This is a genomic window from Gymnodinialimonas sp. JB5-7, from assembly GCF_055693405.1.
In genome coordinates, this window is the sequence record NZ_JBVFUX010000004.1 from 306,202 (window position 1) to 324,135 (window position 17,934).

The following is a 17,934-nucleotide window of genomic DNA, read 5'->3' on the forward strand; positions in this document are numbered from 1 at the left end:
TTCGGACTTCAACTCTCTTCCACTTCACCAAATACACACAGCCGCCAAACGCCCGACAGACCGCGCCAGAAGGCGATTTGGCGTTACACACATAGTGCACACGACACCCCTTAACCCATTGAAATTAAATATAACTCGTCCAATCTATCATCGCGGCGACGGAATGTCGGGCGTTTTCCCCAAGTTTCATGTTTTGCGTGATAGTCACGTCTGGACCCGTCCCAACTCGAAATTGGAGGTCGTGTTATCGCAGAATGCTGACCACTTCCATCGCTTTGGTTTGAGCGGCACTTGACCCACCAAAATGAAAACGGCCCGAAAATTCGGACCGCTTTCTTTTTCCATTGGGCTTTGTTAGCTTTTGCCCTTCCACGGCACCAGCCAGTTCTCGGCAGCACGCATAAGGATGTCGATGCCGAAGCCAATGATGCCGATCAAGATGATCCCGAGGATCACGATATCGGTCAGCTGAAAGCGCGAGGCGGCGATGATCATCATGCCCGCGCCCTGGGTTGCGGCCACAAGTTCGGCGGCAACCACTGTGCCCCAACACACACCCATCGCTACCCGCGCGCCGGTAAATATCTCCGGCAGCGAGTTGGGCACGATCACATGCCACAGGATCTGCCCCTTTGACGCCCCCAGCGAATAAGCCGCGTGGATCTTTGAGATGTTCACACCGGCCACACCGGCCCGCGCCGCGATGGTCATGATCCACAAGGCCGCCAGGAACAGCAGCACGATCTTGCCGGTCTCGAAGATGCCGAACCAGATGATGACCAGCGGAATAAGCGCCAGCGGAGGAACCGGGCGCATGAATTCGACGATGGGGTCGAACCAACCGCGGAACCATCCACTCAAGCCCATCGCGTAGCCAAGCGGAATGCCCACCAGCGCGCCGAAGAAGAAACCGCCAAGAACGCGGAAAAGCGATGCCCAGAGGTGCTCCAACAAGGTCGAGTTCTGGTAGCCGTCCGTCCAGATTTCCTTCAGTCGGAACCAGATCGCCTCGGGCGCTGGCAGCCAGATCGGCTGCATCTGCATACCGGCAGTCGGCGTGAAGTTAAGCGAGCCGCGCTGGGTCAGCGTGACAGTCCCGTTGTCCACACGCACAGTTTCGTTCGTGGCAATCGGCTCTCCGTTGATTGCAACGATGCCATAGCCATCATCACCTTCGGCACCTGGATCGTTCCGCGGGGCGCGGATCAGAACCGACCCCCATGCGCCAGCCGAACCTGCATCATTCAGCGCGAGGCCATCGCCTTCGTCGATCTCGGGCGGATCGCCTTCCTCCTCATCCCGACCATAGACGCGGATGAATACGGTCGCATCGGCGCTTTCCCCATCCGACGTCTCGGCGGTGTAGGTGAATTCAACATCGCCCGAATAAGGCCCCGGAACGTGCAGCGGCACGAGGGCCGAGTTGGTGAAGGCGCCCCAGATGAAGAACAGGCACACAACGGACAGAACCGACGCCACCCGGTCCGGCGTCACGGCGCTTTCATCACCGAAGGTCACGGTTTTCAAAGAGGTGAAATCGCGGCGCGCATCCATTTGCGAGCGCACCAGTTTCACAACGAAATAGCAGCCCACAAAGAGTGCTACGTAGAACGCTAGAACGATCATTATCAGCCCTCCTTCCGGCCCATGATTTCTTCTTCCATCTCCCAGATGAGGGAGAGGATTTCTTCGCGCTTCGGATTGAACTCGGGGTGAAGTTTCACCTCCCGCAGGTCCTTTCCGACGCCTTCTTGTGCGAAGGGCAGCTCATATTCGGAATGGATGCGGCCCGGGCGCGGCGCCATCACAACCAGCCGCTGGCCCAGAAGCAGAGCTTCTTCGACCGAGTGGGTGATCAGAATGATGGTCTTGCCGGTCTCTTTCCACAATTTCAGGACGAGGCCCTGCATTTTCTCTCGCGTTAGCGCGTCCAGCGCGCCAAGAGGTTCATCCATCAAGATGACGTCGGGGTCATTCGCGAGGCAGCGCGCGAGCGCCACACGCTGTTGCATACCGCCGGAAAGCTCATAAATGGCTTTGTCCTTGAAGTCCTGCAGGCCCACCGCATCAAGCAGATGGTCGGTGATTTCGGCGGCTTCCTTTGCCGGCATGCTCTTCATGCGCGGGCCGAAGTTCACATTCTTGCGCACGCTCATCCACTCGAAAAGCGCGCCTTTCTGGAACACCATGCCACGCTCGGGTGCGGGGCCGGTGACCTCATGGCCGTTGATCTCGATTGAGCCTGCGGTTGGGGCCAGGAAGCCGGCAACGATGTTGAGAAGGGTCGTTTTCCCACAGCCCGATGGGCCGAGGACAGACATCAGCTCGCCCTGCTTCAGGTTCAGGCTGACATCCTCTAGCGCTTGTACAGCACCGCCATCGGGCAGCTCGAAGCGCATGGATATGTTGTTAATTGCGAGTTCCGACATGGGCGGGGCAAACTCCGACGCAAAGGGGCCGATCTGGGGACCTGGCGGATAAGAAAAAGCCCGCCGCGAGGGCTTCGTCGCGGCGGGCCGATATCAAACGGCTATTGCCTTACTCAGCAGCAGCCTGCAGCGGAGCAATGTTCACGAGCGAGCCGTAATCGTCCAGCGTGCCGTCGATCGAACCTGCATCGGCGAACACAGTTGCAACGCCAGTCATGAATTCACCGACATTGCCGCCGAGCCATGCTTCAGAGAGCTGCTCTTCAACCGACGGGAAAACAAAGGTGTCGATGGTCTGTGCAGTCGCTTCAAGATCCATACCGGCATCGTTGGCGATGACTTCCAGCATCGCGTCACGGTTGTCGCCAGCCGCCCACATGGCGTTGGCTTCTGCCGTCACGGCCAGGAACTGTTCCACCAGTTCGGGGTTTTCTGCAACGAACGACGCAGGCGCCGAGGTTACGTCAAACACCAGGATGCCAAGTTCGGTCTTCTCTGCACCGGTCAGAAGCACGTTGCCGTGCTCCAGCATACGACGCAGCGCGCCGCCCCAGCCGCAGACCATGTCCAGCTCACCCTGTGCGAAGGCAGCCGCGCCATCGGGCGGCGCCATGTCGACGACGTTCATCGAGGACACATCCACACCGAAGTGGTTCATCTGGGCGAGGAAGCCGTAATGCGCGGCGGTACCGAGCGGCACACCGACAGTCAGACCCGCCAGGTCACCGGCGTTCGAAGCATCGATTTCCAGCGCTTCTGCGACAACGCAGTTGTCGTTGTCGGCGTAGGACACGGCCACGTCGAGCAGCTCAAGGTCCTGACCGGCAGAGGTTGCGACGATGAACGGCGGCAGACCCTGCGATACGGAAAGGTGCACGTCACCCGAAGCCATGGCGGCGGACATCGCAACACCGGTGTCGAATGCGACCCAGTTGATCGAGACGCCCATGGCCTCCTCGTACATGCCTTCAACTTTGGCAAACTGGAACGGCATCGGCCATTCAAGGAAGTAGGCTACGGTGATCTCTTCGAGATGGCCGTCGGCCAATGCTGCCTGACCGGACGCAAGGATCGCGGTGCCAGCCAGCAGCGAGGCGATAGTCTTTTTCATTGTTCTCTCCTGTCGGGATCCGTCCGTATGGACTGGACCAGTTCCGTATTTTCGGCGGGTTTCACGCACCTTAACGGACATTGAGTTTTGTTGTGGAGAACCGACGGCTCACCACGCGCGAGCGTAGGTTGAGCGTCTGAACGCCGTCAACACCTTTCAGATGGAGACCTCGGGGTGCCTAGGTCCAGATTTGACGAACAGACTGGCCAACCGAGACGATTGCAAATCAATTGCGTGAGGTGCGAAAGAACCCTTAGCTACACCTCAAGCTCAGCAAGGATGGTTGCGAAGGACGCGCCGTGCATGTCTCGGTCCTGTCGCGTCCCTTGGATCTGCGGGCGTGGCAGGCTGAATTTCAGCACGTTGAGGTCGGCAATCTCAAATCGCTTGAGGGCATCCGGATCGACCTGAAGCGCCGCGGCTACCCGTTTCGTTCGCATCGCCGCGCAGACCTTTTGGAACTCATCCTCTCCGGCGCAGAAAATGTCGAAGGTCAGCCAAAACGGCCCCGCATTCTTTGAGCGCACCTTGGTCGCGATATCTGCCAGAGTGGTCATGGTCCAACCTCACATGTTTCGATCCGGAAGGCGTCCAGTGGATCGTCCAGTTCAAGCACATGATTCAGACAGAACTCGAAAATCTCGCCTCGTGCCATTTCAGGAGGCGAAAAAGGAAAGGCGAAGGTCGGCATTTCTTCCTGCTCCGTCAGCGGATGATGCAAGAGGTATGGGTTCAGGATCTTGGCGACCTCACGGGAAATGTCCTCCCGCTCCGCCGTCACGATCCCCATGACGCCGACTTCACTTGCGATGCCCGCCGAAGGTTCCAGCGGACCCAATGTTGCGTCAGCACCAATCAGGCGCAACTCCAGTGAAAAATCCCCGTCGACCCTGGCCCGAGCTTTTTGGATGCATTGCGTTTCGATATCGGCAATCCAAGCACGGATGTTTTCGACGTACCGCGCATCCCGAACCAGGGCGAGGGATACCGTCTGAAAGCCGCCGGATCGCGCGCCCTCAAGCTTTACGGTGTAGGTGCCCGAAGCGATCCACTCACTGCCCGTGACACGGACACGTCGCGCATCCAAAGCCTCATAACGGGCGCCCGTCACATCAAGATGCCCACCTGGTTCATAAAGCACGTAGGGGTTAGAATTCTCGTAAAGCATATGGGCCGAAACAGTGTACGGCGTGGCCCGTGCCTCTTCCCCCATGGGCGTGATGGTGAATCCCGTCTCATCGAACTCGATCAGGATAGTGCCAGAGTAGGGGCTGGTCGTTGCAAGCGCGCCGCATTCCCCGATTTTCGCACCATGCCAGGCCCCGCCGCTATGCGCACCTCGGGCAATCGGTAACGCCGCAATAATTGCGGTGTCCGTCGTGCGCCCCGCAATCACGATATCCGCGCCGGTCTCAAGCGCCGCGTTGATCTGCTCAACCCCTGCAAGAGCGACGATGTTTGTACACGATCGAAGAAGATCGACGGAAATCTCTGGCGCCGCTTCAAGTGGGGTGATCCGACCATCCTCATAGGCCTTGGCCATGGTGTCCCCGCCCTGCCCGCTTTTGATGGTCGCGATTTTGAGTGGCTGGCCAAGCTCTTCCGCAAGCTCCCGCGTTATGTCGAGCATCCAGTCAACAGCACTGTCGGCCCCGCAGGTCCCGGCGGTTCCGATGACCAGAGGCACATCTGCCTCCATGCGCGCTTCCATCAACTCTCTCCATTCGGCTTTCACCGAACTGCGCGAGTATTTCGAGGTGCCAGTACCGAGGTAATGCGGGCCGCTGTCGGTCGAGCCGCCGTCAATGGCAATCAGGTCGGGGCGTTCCGCGATCCCGCGCGCCAAAGCCGCGCGATCATAGCCAAGCCCAAGCGCACCCGAAGGAATAAGAATTTTGGTCATGAAACATCCCTGTTCAAGGCGTATGTCATAGGCGCCTCGGCTTCGTGTCTCAATCCCCAAGACTGAAGGCTGCCTTAACCATCGGCCCTCAACTGCGTCTTTTGAACCTTACCCATCGTGTTGCGCGGCAACTCGGAAAGAATGCGCACGCGCCGGGGAATTTTGAAACGGGCCAACTTGTCGCCGAGCGACGCCAAAATGGCCGCCTCATAAAGGTCGGCGTTTGGCTCCAACACCACCGCTGCGGCAACGACCTCGCCCAAATCCGGGTCAGGCAGGCCGTAGACCGCACTCTCAACCACGCCGGGAAGTGCATCGATCTCAACTTCGACTTCTTTCGGATAGATGTTGAACCCGCCCGAGATCACCAGATCCTTTTGGCGTCCGACGATGGAAAGATAGCCATCAGCAGCAACCTGTCCCAGATCGCCCGTGATGAACCAGCCATCGTCAGTGAAGCTCTCCGCCGTTTTCTCAGCATTCTGCCAATAGCCGGGCGTCACGTTGGGGCCTTTCACTTCAACCACGCCGATCCCTTGATCATCCTGCGCACTGATGCGCATCTCGACACCTGGCAATGGCAAACCAACCGTGCCCGCGCGGCGAGGGCCATCATACGGATTTGATGTAATCATATTCGTCTCGGTCATGCCGTAGCGTTCCAGGATCGTATGGCCCATCTGTGCCTCAAATTCTGCATGCGCGTCGGCCAGCAACGGGGCCGAGCCGGAAACGAACAACCGCATATGTGCCAACGATTTCTGGTTGAAGCGCGCATCCCCCAACATTCGCGTGTAATAGGTCGGCACCCCCATCATCGCTGTGCAGTCCGGCATATGACGGGCTAACGTGTCGATGTCGAACCCGGGCAGAAACACCATGCGTCCCCCGGCCAGCAACATGATATTTGTTGCCACAAACAGCCCATGGGTGTGAAAGATCGGCAAAGCATGCAGCAAGGTGTCTGTGTCTGTGAATTGCCAGAGATCCCGCAAGACCTGCGCGTTCGACAGCAGGTTTTCGTGGGTCAGAATCGCGCCTTTTGATCGCCCGGTGGTGCCTGATGTGTAAAGGATTGCGGCCAGATCGTCGGCCTTTCGCGGAACAGGGGCCGGTTCCGCGCCGTCTTTTACCAAGTCAGCGGGTTTTGCCACCGCCACGCCCCGCGCTTCCGCTAAGCTTTGCGCGCTCTGCTTGGCGTCGTCCAAAATCAGCAGGGCTGGATCTGCATCCCCAAGGAAGTAGTCAATCTCGGCACCCGTATAGCCTGTGTTCAGAGGGACAAAGACAGCCCCCGCTGCAACGGTTGCCAAATACAACACCAACCCTTCCGGCGATTTCTCAATCTGGCATAGGACACGGTCCCCGGGGCCGACGCCCGCAGCCTGCAAATGGCCATGCGTCTGGGCCACGCGGCGCGTCAGATCCCCATAGGTGATCCGTGCACGATCCGGAGTTTCCAGAAACGTAGCGCCCTCTGGCTGATGACCCAACAAGGCCGAAATCAGGGTGTTCATGCGTATCCTCGTCCCCTCAAAGACTTTCTCTGAAACCAAGCACATGGTCACCCCATTGGCCATGCCCGGACGTCATGTTAGGCCAATCCCAAGCTGCAAGGAAAACGCCTATGTCCGATCTCGTCATCGCTGCACCGAAGCAACACACAATTCCAACCGCAGATGGAGGGGCTTTCCCGGTCCGCCGAGTATACTGCATCGGTCGAAATTTTGCCGATCACGCCATTGAGATGGGTCATGATCCAAATCGCGAGGCCCCGTTTTTCTTTCAAAAAACCCTGACAACCTCGATCCCTCGGGCCAGTTCCCCTACCCGCCACACAGTCAAAACGTTCACCACGAAGTTGAGCTTTTGATAGCCCTAAAGTCAGGCGGCACCGACATTTCCGTTTCATCAGCGCTGGATCATGTCTGGGGTTATGGCGTTGCATTGGATATGACCCGTCGTGATTTGCAGGGCGAAGCGAAGAAAGCCGGGCGCCCGTGGGAGATCGGCAAAGCAGTCGAACGCTCCGCCCCCATCGGCCCGGTCCATCCGGCCTCGACGATCGGCCATATTGATGCCGGGCGCATTGCGGTGTCGGTGAACGATGTGGTCAAACAGGATGGCGACCTGAACCAGATGATCTGGAAAGTGCCTGAGATGATTTCATACCTGTCGGAATATTTCGAGCTTGCCGCAGGTGACGTGATCCTTGGCGGCACGCCCGCAGGCGTTGGACCGGTTGAGCGGGGCGATACGATGCTGGCCTCTATCGAGGGCTTGGGCGAGATCAGCGTGACCGTTGTCTAGGGTCATTCCCGCCCGTCGCGCTTGCGCGTCCAACGGTGAAGCCAGACTGGACTGATCGCCATTCCGGCCCCATCGCGCAGCACCAAGCGCAACTCCAACGCGCGGGCTTCTTCTCCGGGCGTCAACAGGAAGGTCGCCCGCTGCCCGCGCCCCTCCGGCAAATCGAACAAGGCCGCACCGGCTACCATCTCCGGCAATGCCCCCTCGCCCGAAACGCTTAGATCGGGGGTCAGGCCTTCTGATTGGCCCTCAAAGTCGACAACAAAGCGTCGGGTGCCTGGATATTCATGTTCCCGCCCGCTGCGTGACTGCACAACGCGGGCGGCGCGTCCGGTATCCGGATCCGTCAAGGTCCAGTCGATCCGGTAATCGAACTGATATTCACCACCGGCCTCCAACGCGGCCTCGGGTCGCCAGAACGCCACGATATTATCCAGAAACTCTGTGCCCGTTGGGATTTCAACCAACATGACTGCCCCCGCGCCCCACTCCCCTTGCGGGTGGATTACGGCAGAGGGGCGTGCCTCGTACCGGGCTTCACTATCCTCGAAATCCTCATATGTCCGTGCGGTCTGGAAGAGGCCGAAACTGACCGGGTTCACATCACCAAAAGCCGAGGTTTCGACCGCGGCCGGATTGCCAATGGGTCGCCACAGACGCTCTGCTGCACCGTTTTCCATGAACAGGACATCGCTGTCATGCACACGCGGGCGGAAATCATCGGAGGCAGCATCCCGCATCGGGCCTTTCAGGTACATCGACGTCAGCGGCGCTATCCCGATTGTGTCGAGCCGCGCGCGCGGGAAGAGCGTCACCGAGATATCCATGCCCGTATCTACGCCAGGATGCAGGACCAAGTCGAAGTGGCCGGACAAGGACGGGCTGTCGATCAAGGCCTCCATCCGGATGCTGTCGCCCACCCCTTCGTGCACACGCATGTGAGTGAAGCGCGGAAACTCTTCCGGGGCCGCTCCACCGGTGCCAAGGGCAACGGCCCGCGCCGAAAGCCCGTAAGCCATCGCCTGACCGATTGCGCGGAAATAGCTGGCGCCCTGAAACACTGCCACTTCGTCCATGACATCCGCGGCATTCAAAGGGTATCGGAGGCGCAGGCCAGAAAACCCGGCGCCCGGGGCCTCGGACGGCACTGCGTCGAAATACCTTGCGTCGAAATCAAACAAGGACGGGGTCAGCGGAAGATCCGCCCAAACTCCTGCTACTTGGCGCTCCACCGTGACGGGATCCGGGAAATACAGGCCGGGCGGCAACAGATCGACCGCAAACGACCCGCCCTGGGGCAACATCGCGGCCTGCCCGACAATTGGGCGAATACCGCGAAAGGCATCATAATTCAGCCCCGCGAAGGGTGCCGGAAGAACCCCTGAGGGCGCGACATATGCTTCGGCCGACATGGCACGCGCGACCTCTCGCAATGACGGCACGCCGTCTTGTGCCGCAAGGGGAAGGCCCCGGGCCACCATTCCGGCCAGCGCAGTGCCTAAAAACAGCCTTCGGTCCATGCTTTGCCCCTCCAAATTGAGCATACTGCCGGTAAGCTGTTGCCGAATTTGTCATTTTCCACGCAAAGGCCTTTCTTGTAGGCCTTGGCAGGTTACCATTACCGCCTGATCTGACCCCCATACCGCGATCGGGGCAAGGGCATCCAACGCTTGCACATCATTCGATTTTGACCAACAGACCAACAAATATTGAGAACGCGGCCCAAGCCCGCAGCATCCCTCTCAGGATTGTGAAGCCGCGCGCGGTGAACTTGGCGTTCTTAGGCTCGGCTGTTGCGGGGCTTTGCCTGGCGTTTGGCCTTGGTGGGCTAGCGACAGACAGCTCTGAGCTTGGCGGCGGGCTCGTGGCCGCAGCCGCATTTTCCGCGTGTGCAGGGGTGGCAGCGGCAGCTTTCGCGCGGCGATATCCGCACGAAAGGCTTGGCCTTTGCAACCTGACAACCTTGCTGCGGCTTGCATTGGCTTGCGCATTGGTTGGTGCCTTGTCTGCGGGCGAATGGTCTGCGTGGCCCGTGTTTGTCGTTGCCGCGCTCGCCTTCGGTCTTGACGGTCTGGATGGGTATTTTGCGCGGCGCGAAGGGCTCAGCTCTGCCTTTGGAGCCCGCTTCGATATGGAAGTCGACTCGATCCTTGCCCTCACGCTTGCCGCCCTCGCGTTCCAAAGCGGGTCGGCCGGGGCGTACGTGCTGCTGCTCGGCATCCCGCGGTACGTTTTTGGGGCGGCGCAACTCATCTTGCCTTGGCTGAACGGTGACCTGCCGCCGCGCTTTTCTCGTAAGGTGGTCTGCGTTATCCAGATTGGAACGCTTCTGCTTATGGTGTTCCCGCCTATTGGATCCCCTTTGACAGATTTGGTCGCCGCCATCGCTGCCTTGGCTCTGCTATGGTCGTTTTGGCGTGACATTTCATGGCTTAGACGGGCCGCGCGCGCATGAGGGTGTCGGCCCTTCTTAGCGCGGCCTTGGTGCTGCATCTGGTCTTGATCCAACCGAACCACCCTGCAGCCGTTTCTTGGCAAGCGCTGTTTCTGTTTCCGTTGGAATTGCCCGTCATCCTGTTTTCACTGATGGCACTTGGACAAACTGGGGTGTCTCGACTGCTTCGAGTTGCGCTCACATCCGTTTTGACTGTCCTCGTTGCCCTCAAATCCGCCGATTTCGTCAGTTTCACCGCCTTATCGCGTGGATTTAACCCCGTCACTGACCTCTCACTGATCGACGCATTCATTCGTCTTCTGACCGGGTCGGTCGGTGTGCCAGTGACGATCTTGATTGGCTGCGCCTCTTTGGCGCTCATCATCGCCGTCGCATGGCTGATCTGGTGGGCGACGGGCATGTGGGCAGGTCTGGCTTTACCACGCACGGCACGGTTTGCCGCGGTTCCTCTGGCCCTTATTTCGGCGGCAATCGCGACGGCCGAGATTGGTCAGGCGCTCAATCGTTGGACCCTGCCGGCGCGTGTACCCGGGGCTGCGTTCACGGCCCGCGTCGGACTAGAGCGGATCGAGATGATCCGCGACACGCGCGCGCGCCTTGCCGCCTTTGATCAAGCCGCCGCACAAGATCCATTTGTCGATACGACCGGGCTCTTCGACCAGATCGACCGTGACGTGCTGATCATCTTTATTGAAAGTTATGGCCGCACCAGTTTTGACACACCTCTGTACGCTGAGACCCATCGCGCCACGTTGGAGGCAGCTGAGGCGCGCCTCAGCAGCCTTGGCCTGTCGATGCAATCGGGATTCCTTACCTCCCCCACACAAGGCGGGCAAAGCTGGCTGGCCCATGCGACTTTCGCGAATGGGCTGTGGGTCGACAACCAGATCAGTTATGCCGCCGCCTTAGCCAGTGGCCGCAACAACCTATACCATCACGCCGCCGCCAACGGGTTTCGTACTGCCACTCTGATGCCGCAGATCACGCTGGATTGGCCCGAGGCCGACATGATGGGGTTCGAGGATGTGTTGGTTGCGGCCGATACTGGCTATGCCGGCCTGCCCTTCAATTGGGTCACGATGCCCGACCAGTACACGCTGGCCACGCTCGACCGGCTGCTCCGCGACGGCTCAGATCCGCGCCGCCTGTTCGCTCAGATTGCCCTCGTCTCCTCTCACGCGCCCTGGACGCCGGTGCCCGAGCTTCTGCCATGGAACGAGATCACCGACGGCTCCGAATTCAACGATATGGCATTGGCAGGTGATCCTCCTGAAGTCGTCTGGCGCGACCACGACCGTGTTCGCGACCAGTACCGCTTGGCCGTCGACTATGCTCTGCAAGTCGTTTTCGACTATATCGCGTTGCACGCAGAGAACCCGCCGCTTGTCATTGCGCTTGGCGATCATCAGGCGGCCGGTTTCATTGGCTTGGACGACCGGGCCGAAGTGCCTGTCCACGTGATTGGACCGGACGCTTTGGTCTCTCGGCTGACGTCGCTTGCACCCGCACCTGGCCTCTTGCCGCCATCAGACAGCCCTGCCCTTGGGATGGAGATGGCCCGCGATATTGTCCTGCACGCATTCCGCAGCGATGCGGCGGAGCTGGGGAATTGAACGGGCATCTGATAATGCCCTGGTGGCTTAGGATTGTGTTGCAGTCGCTTGTGCTTGCAGCACTTGCATACCTTCTGTTTCGCACTGTGAATTGGGCTGAGGCATGGACACTCCTGAGTGGCGCCAACATATTGCTTCTGCTTGTCGCAGCCCTGCTTTTGACACTGCAGACAATCCTGTCGGCTTTTCGCTGGCGTCTGACCGCCGCCCGTCTCGGGATAGAATTGCCGGCGGGTCAGGCCATTCGCGAATACTACCTCAGTCAGGTCGTCAACCAATCCTTGCCCGGAGGCGTCCTTGGGGATGCGGGGCGCGCCGTCCGCACCCGCGGTCCTGCCGGGCTTCTGGCATCCGGGCAGTCGGTTCTTTTTGAGCGGATTGCGGGGCAGATTGGGCTGTTGGTCGTGCTGATAAGCGCGCTGGTCCTCAACGCACTAGACCCATCCGGCTTGCAATGGCCGTGGGGCATTCAACTTGCGATCTGGGGTGCCCTGGCGGTCTTGGCCCTATTGTCGTTTGCGGCTCTCATCTTCCGCCGCAGTTTCATGGGGCACGGCCTTGCGCAGTTTCACCACGCTGTTTTGGCCGCACCGATTTTTTCCCGCCAAGCCAATCTCAGCATCGCAACCGCCGCGCTGAATGTTTCAGCCTTTTCCCTTTGCGCCATCGCAATTGGCGCGCCGATGCCCCTGCTTTACGCGGCAGCCCTTGTCCCAATGATCCTTTTCGCGATGGTTCTGCCCCTCTCTGTCAGCGGGTGGGGATTGCGCGAAGGCGCTGCTGCAGCCCTGTTTCCAATCGCGGGCCTTTCGTCCAGCGCAGGGCTCGCTGCATCGGTCGCGTTTGGCCTTACCTTTCTTGCCGTGACCCTTCCCGGCCTTCTGATGCTTCGCCATGCGCCAGAACTCACCGCCGATCACAATTCCGAAGCAAAGCCTTGAGTTTGCGCGCGAATGACTGAAAACTGTCAACAAAACTATACACTTGCAACGAACAGGACTTTCACATGAAACCTTCTTCCGGCCTCTCTCGTCGCTCCCTTCTGGCCACCGGCGTCGGCGCGTTTGGCGCAGCCTACCTCGGGCTGTCGCCACGCCTGCTCCATGCTCAGACGGCGGTTAACTTCCAGCTGTCCTGGCTTCACTCGACACAATTCGCGGGCAGCTACATCGCACAAGATCGCGGATTTTGGGCGGAACGCGGCCTCTCCGTCGCCCTGCAACCCGGCGGGCCCAACGCACCGGTCGAGCCGCCCGTTGTATCAGGAACAGCGCTTATGGGCATCTCGGCCGCCGACTACACCGCCGCCGCCGTCTCGGAAGGCGCACCGTTCAAGATCATCGGCGTCGCGATGCAGAATAATCCATTCGCCATCGCCTCGCTTTCCGCCAACCCCGTCAACCAGCCGTCGGACATGGAAGGGATGCGCATCGGTATGGCGCTGGCCAACACGCCAGTGCTGCAGGCGCTTTGCACCATCAACGACGTCGATTTCGACGCGATTGAGATCGTGCCGACGCAATATTCGCCCCAGCCCCTTGTCGCAGGTGAAGTCGATTGCCTGCTGTGTTGGGCCACCGACCTGCCCGTCGCCATGACCGTTCAAGGCGTCGAGAATGAGACGATGCTGATGGCCGACCATGGCTATGCCGTCCATTCGCAAACCTACATCGTGACCGAAGACAGCCTCGCCAATCGGCGCGCCGACATCGTGGCACTTATGGCTGGCGAAGTCGCCGGTTGGGCGGCCTACCGCGAGGATACCGAAGCGGCCACCGACCTGACGCTTTCGATGTTCCCCGATGCGGGCCTCGACCGTGAAACGCAGTTGTTGCAGGCCGAACGTCAGGTGCCGCTGATGTTCTCGGACCTGACCGATGCAAACGGCTTCGGCTGGTGGACCGATGAAACGGTTGAGGCCAACATCGAAACCCTCAGGCTTCTGGGCCGTGAAGTGACAGCGGACCTCTGGGATCGTTCAATCCTGGAAGAAGTTCACGGCTAAGGGACGCCAATGTCCGTAGAGATCATCTGCAAAGGGCTGGCCAAGACTTATACCGGCGGGGTTGAGGCGGTGCGTCCGCTCGACCTCACCCTGGTGGCGGGCCAGACCACGGCGCTTGTCGGGCCTTCGGGCTGCGGCAAGTCCACGCTATTGCGAATGATCGCAGGGCTGGAAGATCCATCCTCCGGGACGCTCACGATCGGCGGTGCGCCTGCCGCCGATACCCTTGCCCGCGCCGGGCTTGCCGTGGCCTTTCAGGATCCCTCGCTTCTGCCGTGGCGCACGGTCCGCCAAAATATCGAGCTGGCTCTGGATCTGGCCCGCAAACCGCGCAAGGCGGCTGAAATCGACCAGTTGATCCATTTGGTAGGGCTCGATGGCTTCGCCGATACCCGCCCCGGGGCCCTTTCGGGGGGGATGCGCCAACGCGCGGCCATTGCCCGGGCGCTGTCGACAAACCCTGACCTATTGCTTCTGGACGAACCCTTTGGTGCCGTCGACGAACTCACCCGCGCGCAGCTTGCCGCCGACCTGCCCGGCATATGGGAGGCACGCGGAACAACAACGCTTTTGGTCACCCATTCGGTGACAGAGGCTGTGACCCTATCCGACAGGATTATTGTCCTTTCTCCGAGACCGGCCGCTATAGTGGCGGACATCAAGGTCGACTTGCCGCGTCCGCGCCCGTCAAATCTCAAGGCCCTGCCTGCGTTTCAAACCCATGTTGATGCAACCTTCGCAGCGCTCAGCCACGGCGTGGCCGACACTTTGCCCAAAGCCGCCCAATGACGCATTTAAGGCAATGGATCGGGCCGATCCTGGCCCTTGTCCTTTGGGAGGGGTTTGCCCATCTCTTCGCCAGTGCCTTTGTCCTCGCGGCGCCTTCCGCGATCCTGCTCTACCTATATGAAAATGCAGGGCTTTTGACGCGCGCTCTTGGTGTCACGCTGTCCAACGCCGCTGCAGGATTCCTGATCGGCAACGCCGCAGCCATCCTGCTTGCTGGTCTTGCTATCGCACTACCGCGCACCGAAAACATGGTGCGTGCTTTGGCCCTTGTGGTCTTCTGCCTGCCCCTTGTGGCCACCGGCCCTGTCCTGCGCATCCTGTTTGGCCCCGGCGCGGGGCCGCAGATCACGCTCGCCGCGCTGGCTGTTTACTACACCACGTTAATCCCGCTCCTCGTCGGCCTGCGCGCCGTTCCCTCCGATTGGCTGGATCTTGTGCGCAGCTATGGTCGGGGCCGGATGACCGCGCTGCTTCGTGTGCGCGCCATGGCGTCCTTTCCGTACCTGGTCGCAGGCCTGCAAATCGCAGCACCTGCCGCGTTTCTGGGCGCCATGGTCGGTGAATTCACGGGGGCCGAACGCGGGATGGGCGTGCTGACTATCCGTGCGATGCGAGACCTCAACATCGAGATGACCTGGGCGCTTGCAACCGTGGCCACGGCCGTTGCGGTCTTGGCCTACCTTGCGATTGGCTACGCCGCGCGCTGGGTCCTGACGGAAGAGCCACCTGTGATCCTTGCAGCCCCCGCCGCCAAGCGCCGTAATCTGTTCTCATTGATCGCCATGGTTACCTTCAGCACCGCTGCCATCCTCGCCCTTTGGTGGGTCGGCCTCGATGCGCTTAACCTGTCTTCGTTCTTTGCCAAACGCCCGGATGATCTGGTGGACGCACTCTTCCTTGCCCCAGACGCGGCCGAGACACGCGCAGCCCTTGCGGCAGCATTGAATGAGACGCTCATTTTCCTTTTCCCAGGCTATCTCGCCGGATTGCTGGCAGGTGCGACGCTGGCTATGACCATCATCCTCGCCCCATCACTTGCCAATACGGCTATGCCGCTGGCCATCGCGCTGCGGTCAGTTCCGATCATCACAACCGCGCCGCTGGTCGTCCTGCTCCTCGGGCGCGGTGCTGTTGGAACGGTCACACTCATCGCCATCATGGTCTTCTTCCCCACCTTCATCGCGTGCCTTCACGGATTGCGTCAGGCCCCGGGGCGCGCGACGGATGTCATGCACTCCTACGCTGCGTCTGACATGGCAATCCTGCGACATGTGCGCGTGCCCGCCATGCTGCCCGCCTTCTTCGCTGCCGCCCGTATAAACGTGCCCGCCTCGATCCTTGCGGTGACGGTTGTCGAATGGCTCGCCACCGGCAATGGCCTCGGCGCGCTTATGGCGCTGTCTGCGTCGCTGTCGGACTACGACATGCTCTGGAGCGCCGTTGTGCTGACCACTTTGCTTTCGGTCCTGGGCTACGGCCTAGTCGGAGCGCTTGAGCGACGGGTGCTACAAACCTACGCGCCGGAGCAATTGGCATGAAACAGGCCGCCTTCGCCATCCCGGGCGAGCTTACGACGCTGACGGGTGGCTACATCTACGAACGCCGCCTGTTAGAGGGGCTTCGCGATCTTGGGCATGACCTGGACCATATCCCATTGGGCGACACGTTTCCTGCGCCCACCGAACAGCATATGACTCACGCCGTTACCGAACTAGCGGCCCTGCCAAGCGACCGCACGCTGATCCTTGATGGCCTTGTCTACGGATCCATCGACACCGAAGGTCTGATGCAAGTCCGCGCGCCCATCGTCGCTATGATCCACCATCCATTGGCATTAGAGACGGGGCTGGACCCACAGACCAAAGCGCATCTTTTCAAGACGGAGCGCGACAACCTTGCGCTCGCCGCGCATGTCCTCGTCCCCAGCCCGCACACAGCCAAGATCCTGATCGGCGATTACGCTGTACCAGAGTCCAAGATCACAATCGCGCAACCCGGCACCCTTCGCCCGACCATGCCCCATACGCCCACGCAACCTCCGCTGATCCTGTCTGTGGGCATCCAGCATCCACGCAAGGGCCACGACATCCTGCTCAAAGCATTGGCCAGATTGACTCATCTCGACTGGCACGCAACGATCGTGGGCTCTCCCTACGATCCTGACCATGCGCAAGCGCTCGAGAATTTGCGATGTGACCTCGCGCTTTCCGACCGCGTCACGCTTGCAGGGCGCCTGCCCCAACCCGACCTAGACCAGCTCTATGCACAGGCCACGCTGTTCACCCTTGCGACAAGGTACGAAGGCTATGGCATCGTCTTTGACGAAGCCCTTGCGCGCGGCTTGCCCATTGTCACTTGCGCGACGGGGGCTGTCCCGGAAACCGTACCGGCAGATGCCGGTCTACTCGCCCCGCCGGACGATGCGACCGCCTTGGCCGGCGCATTGGAAACGATGCTAACCGACCACATCAAGCGAACAGCGGCGGCGCAAGCCGCGCAACGGGCGGGTGCGGCCTTGCCGACATGGGCAGACACCGCACGCACGGCCAGCAACGTCTTGAACAGTCTATGACAAGCCTCCGCCGTTCCTTCGATGTCTACTACCGCGACGCGGCGCGCACAGACCGGATGGACCGGCTGAATGCGCTCTTCATTCGTCCCGGCAGCTTGGCCTTTGACATTGGCGCACATGTGGGTGACCGGACCGCAAGTTTCCTGCGCCTGGGCGCGCGCGTTTTGGCGGTTGAGCCACAGCCTAGGGTCTTCCGCGCCTTGCGCCTGATCCATGGCCGCAACCCGGACGCCATTCTGATGCAATCCGCTGTTGGTGCGGAGCATGGCACACTCCCCTTTCACATCAACTCGTCCAATCCGACGGTCTCAACGGCGTCAGACGAACTGGTGAAAGCCGCACAGAACGCGCAGGCATGGAGCACCCAAACTTGGGACAGCCAGATCGACGTACCGGTGACGACTCTGGACGAACTGATAGCGACCCGAGGAATACCGGAGTTTATCAAGATCGATATCGAGGGCTATGAGTTCGAAGCCCTCAAAGGGCTGAGCCACCCCATTTCCGCACTATCCTTTGAATTCACGACGCTTCAAAGAACCGTCGCAATAGACTGCCTTGATCGCTTGGCAGAGCTCGGGACCTATCGCTTCAATTGGAGCCTTGGGGAAGACCATGTTCTGCGCCCCGACTGGTTGCCCGCAACTGACATGGCCCGCCTACTCATCGACCTGCCAGAAGCCGCCAATTCCGGTGACATCTTCGCGAAGCGGATAGATGCCATTGAGACGTAGACGCCGCAGTCCG

At 60.2% G+C, this 17,934-nt stretch carries 15 protein-coding genes and 1 pseudogene; 9 read left to right on the forward strand and 7 right to left on the reverse strand.

Annotated features, from left to right (window positions below; all coding sequences use genetic code 11):
- Window positions 1-354: 354 nt before the first annotated feature.
- The 6 genes from ACZ1HK_RS02205 to ACZ1HK_RS02230 all read right to left on the reverse strand — a co-directional run bounded on the left by ACZ1HK_RS02205 (window position 355) and on the right by ACZ1HK_RS02230 (window position 6,960).
- Window positions 355-1,626: an ABC transporter permease gene (locus tag ACZ1HK_RS02205; protein WP_472627272.1), complete on the reverse strand. Its 1,272-nt coding sequence runs from the start codon at window positions 1,624-1,626 to the stop codon at window positions 355-357.
- A 2-nt stretch (window positions 1,627-1,628) separates the two neighbouring features.
- Window positions 1,629-2,429 carry a taurine ABC transporter ATP-binding protein gene (locus ACZ1HK_RS02210; RefSeq protein ID WP_472627273.1) on the reverse strand — a complete coding sequence of 267 codons (801 nt, stop codon included), beginning with the start codon at window positions 2,427-2,429 and terminating at the stop codon, window positions 1,629-1,631.
- Between the two features lie 109 nt (window positions 2,430-2,538).
- On the reverse strand, window positions 2,539-3,540 hold the full coding sequence (locus ACZ1HK_RS02215; RefSeq protein ID WP_472627274.1) for a taurine ABC transporter substrate-binding protein: 1,002 nt from the start codon (window positions 3,538-3,540) through the stop codon (window positions 2,539-2,541).
- A 257-nt stretch (window positions 3,541-3,797) separates the two neighbouring features.
- The gene (locus tag ACZ1HK_RS02220) at window positions 3,798-4,097 is read right to left on the reverse strand and encodes a DUF4387 family protein (RefSeq protein ID WP_472627275.1); all 300 of its coding nucleotides are present in this window, start codon (window positions 4,095-4,097) and stop codon (window positions 3,798-3,800) included.
- The gene (locus ACZ1HK_RS02225) at window positions 4,094-5,443 is read right to left on the reverse strand and encodes an acyclic terpene utilization AtuA family protein (RefSeq protein ID WP_472627276.1); all 1,350 of its coding nucleotides are present in this window, start codon (window positions 5,441-5,443) and stop codon (window positions 4,094-4,096) included. The genes ACZ1HK_RS02220 and ACZ1HK_RS02225 overlap by 4 nt, the downstream gene beginning before the upstream one ends.
- A gap of 74 nt (window positions 5,444-5,517) precedes the next feature.
- Window positions 5,518-6,960, reverse strand: a complete 1,443-nt coding sequence (locus ACZ1HK_RS02230; protein ID WP_472627277.1) for an AMP-binding protein — start codon at window positions 6,958-6,960, stop codon at window positions 5,518-5,520.
- 110 nt (window positions 6,961-7,070) lie between these two features.
- Here ACZ1HK_RS02230 and ACZ1HK_RS02235 point away from each other — a divergent pair.
- Window positions 7,071-7,753, forward strand: a pseudogene (locus tag ACZ1HK_RS02235) (fumarylacetoacetate hydrolase family protein).
- 2 nt (window positions 7,754-7,755) lie between these two features.
- Here ACZ1HK_RS02235 and ACZ1HK_RS02240 read toward each other — a convergent pair.
- Complete coding sequence (locus ACZ1HK_RS02240; RefSeq protein ID WP_472627278.1) at window positions 7,756-9,273, reverse strand: OpgD/OpgG family glucan biosynthesis protein; 1,518 nt, start codon at window positions 9,271-9,273, stop codon at window positions 7,756-7,758.
- Window positions 9,274-9,518: 245 nt separating this feature from the next.
- On the opposite strand from ACZ1HK_RS02240, the gene ACZ1HK_RS02245 reads away from it, so the two are divergent.
- The 8 genes from ACZ1HK_RS02245 to ACZ1HK_RS02280 all read left to right on the forward strand — a co-directional run bounded on the left by ACZ1HK_RS02245 (window position 9,519) and on the right by ACZ1HK_RS02280 (window position 17,921).
- Window positions 9,519-10,208 carry a CDP-alcohol phosphatidyltransferase family protein gene (locus tag ACZ1HK_RS02245; protein WP_472627279.1) on the forward strand — a complete coding sequence of 230 codons (690 nt, stop codon included), beginning with the start codon at window positions 9,519-9,521 and terminating at the stop codon, window positions 10,206-10,208.
- Window positions 10,205-11,821 carry a sulfatase gene (locus ACZ1HK_RS02250; protein WP_472627280.1) on the forward strand — a complete coding sequence of 539 codons (1,617 nt, stop codon included), beginning with the start codon at window positions 10,205-10,207 and terminating at the stop codon, window positions 11,819-11,821. Before ACZ1HK_RS02245 ends, ACZ1HK_RS02250 begins: the two co-directional genes overlap by 4 nt.
- Window positions 11,822-11,835: 14 nt before the next feature.
- The gene (locus ACZ1HK_RS02255) at window positions 11,836-12,762 is read left to right on the forward strand and encodes a lysylphosphatidylglycerol synthase transmembrane domain-containing protein (protein WP_472627281.1); all 927 of its coding nucleotides are present in this window, start codon (window positions 11,836-11,838) and stop codon (window positions 12,760-12,762) included.
- A 65-nt stretch (window positions 12,763-12,827) separates the two neighbouring features.
- A complete protein-coding gene (locus ACZ1HK_RS02260; RefSeq protein WP_472627282.1) occupies window positions 12,828-13,826 on the forward strand; it encodes an ABC transporter substrate-binding protein in 999 nt (332 codons plus the stop codon).
- A 9-nt stretch (window positions 13,827-13,835) separates the two neighbouring features.
- Window positions 13,836-14,615, forward strand: coding sequence for an ABC transporter ATP-binding protein (locus ACZ1HK_RS02265; RefSeq protein WP_472627283.1), 780 nt, complete (start codon window positions 13,836-13,838; stop codon window positions 14,613-14,615).
- Window positions 14,612-16,153: an ABC transporter permease gene (locus ACZ1HK_RS02270; protein WP_472627284.1), complete on the forward strand. Its 1,542-nt coding sequence runs from the start codon at window positions 14,612-14,614 to the stop codon at window positions 16,151-16,153. Before ACZ1HK_RS02265 ends, ACZ1HK_RS02270 begins: the two co-directional genes overlap by 4 nt.
- Entirely contained in the window at window positions 16,150-17,187 is a 1,038-nt protein-coding gene (locus ACZ1HK_RS02275) for a glycosyltransferase family 4 protein (protein WP_472627285.1), read from the forward strand. The genes ACZ1HK_RS02270 and ACZ1HK_RS02275 overlap by 4 nt, the downstream gene beginning before the upstream one ends.
- Complete coding sequence (locus ACZ1HK_RS02280; protein ID WP_472627286.1) at window positions 17,184-17,921, forward strand: FkbM family methyltransferase; 738 nt, start codon at window positions 17,184-17,186, stop codon at window positions 17,919-17,921. Before ACZ1HK_RS02275 ends, ACZ1HK_RS02280 begins: the two co-directional genes overlap by 4 nt.
- Window positions 17,922-17,934 lie beyond the last annotated feature (13 nt).

Bases quoted from the DNA above. Each gene is read 5' to 3' on its own strand.
- ACZ1HK_RS02205 (WP_472627272.1), bottom strand. From the start codon at position 1,626: ATGATCGTTCTAGCGTTCTACGTAGCACTCTTTGTGGGCTGCTATTTC.
- ACZ1HK_RS02210 (WP_472627273.1), bottom strand. From the start codon at position 2,429: ATGTCGGAACTCGCAATTAACAACATATCCATGCGCTTCGAGCTGCCC.
- ACZ1HK_RS02215 (WP_472627274.1), bottom strand. From the start codon at position 3,540: ATGAAAAAGACTATCGCCTCGCTGCTGGCTGGCACCGCGATCCTTGCG.
- ACZ1HK_RS02220 (WP_472627275.1), bottom strand. From the start codon at position 4,097: ATGACCACTCTGGCAGATATCGCGACCAAGGTGCGCTCAAAGAATGCG.
- ACZ1HK_RS02225 (WP_472627276.1), bottom strand. From the start codon at position 5,443: ATGACCAAAATTCTTATTCCTTCGGGTGCGCTTGGGCTTGGCTATGAT.
- ACZ1HK_RS02230 (WP_472627277.1), bottom strand. From the start codon at position 6,960: ATGAACACCCTGATTTCGGCCTTGTTGGGTCATCAGCCAGAGGGCGCT.
- ACZ1HK_RS02240 (WP_472627278.1), bottom strand. From the start codon at position 9,273: ATGGACCGAAGGCTGTTTTTAGGCACTGCGCTGGCCGGAATGGTGGCC.
- ACZ1HK_RS02250 (WP_472627280.1), top strand. From the start codon at position 10,205: ATGAGGGTGTCGGCCCTTCTTAGCGCGGCCTTGGTGCTGCATCTGGTC.
- ACZ1HK_RS02255 (WP_472627281.1), top strand. From the start codon at position 11,836: ATGCCCTGGTGGCTTAGGATTGTGTTGCAGTCGCTTGTGCTTGCAGCA.
- ACZ1HK_RS02260 (WP_472627282.1), top strand. From the start codon at position 12,828: ATGAAACCTTCTTCCGGCCTCTCTCGTCGCTCCCTTCTGGCCACCGGC.
- ACZ1HK_RS02265 (WP_472627283.1), top strand. From the start codon at position 13,836: ATGTCCGTAGAGATCATCTGCAAAGGGCTGGCCAAGACTTATACCGGC.
- ACZ1HK_RS02270 (WP_472627284.1), top strand. From the start codon at position 14,612: ATGACGCATTTAAGGCAATGGATCGGGCCGATCCTGGCCCTTGTCCTT.
- ACZ1HK_RS02275 (WP_472627285.1), top strand. From the start codon at position 16,150: ATGAAACAGGCCGCCTTCGCCATCCCGGGCGAGCTTACGACGCTGACG.
- ACZ1HK_RS02280 (WP_472627286.1), top strand. From the start codon at position 17,184: ATGACAAGCCTCCGCCGTTCCTTCGATGTCTACTACCGCGACGCGGCG.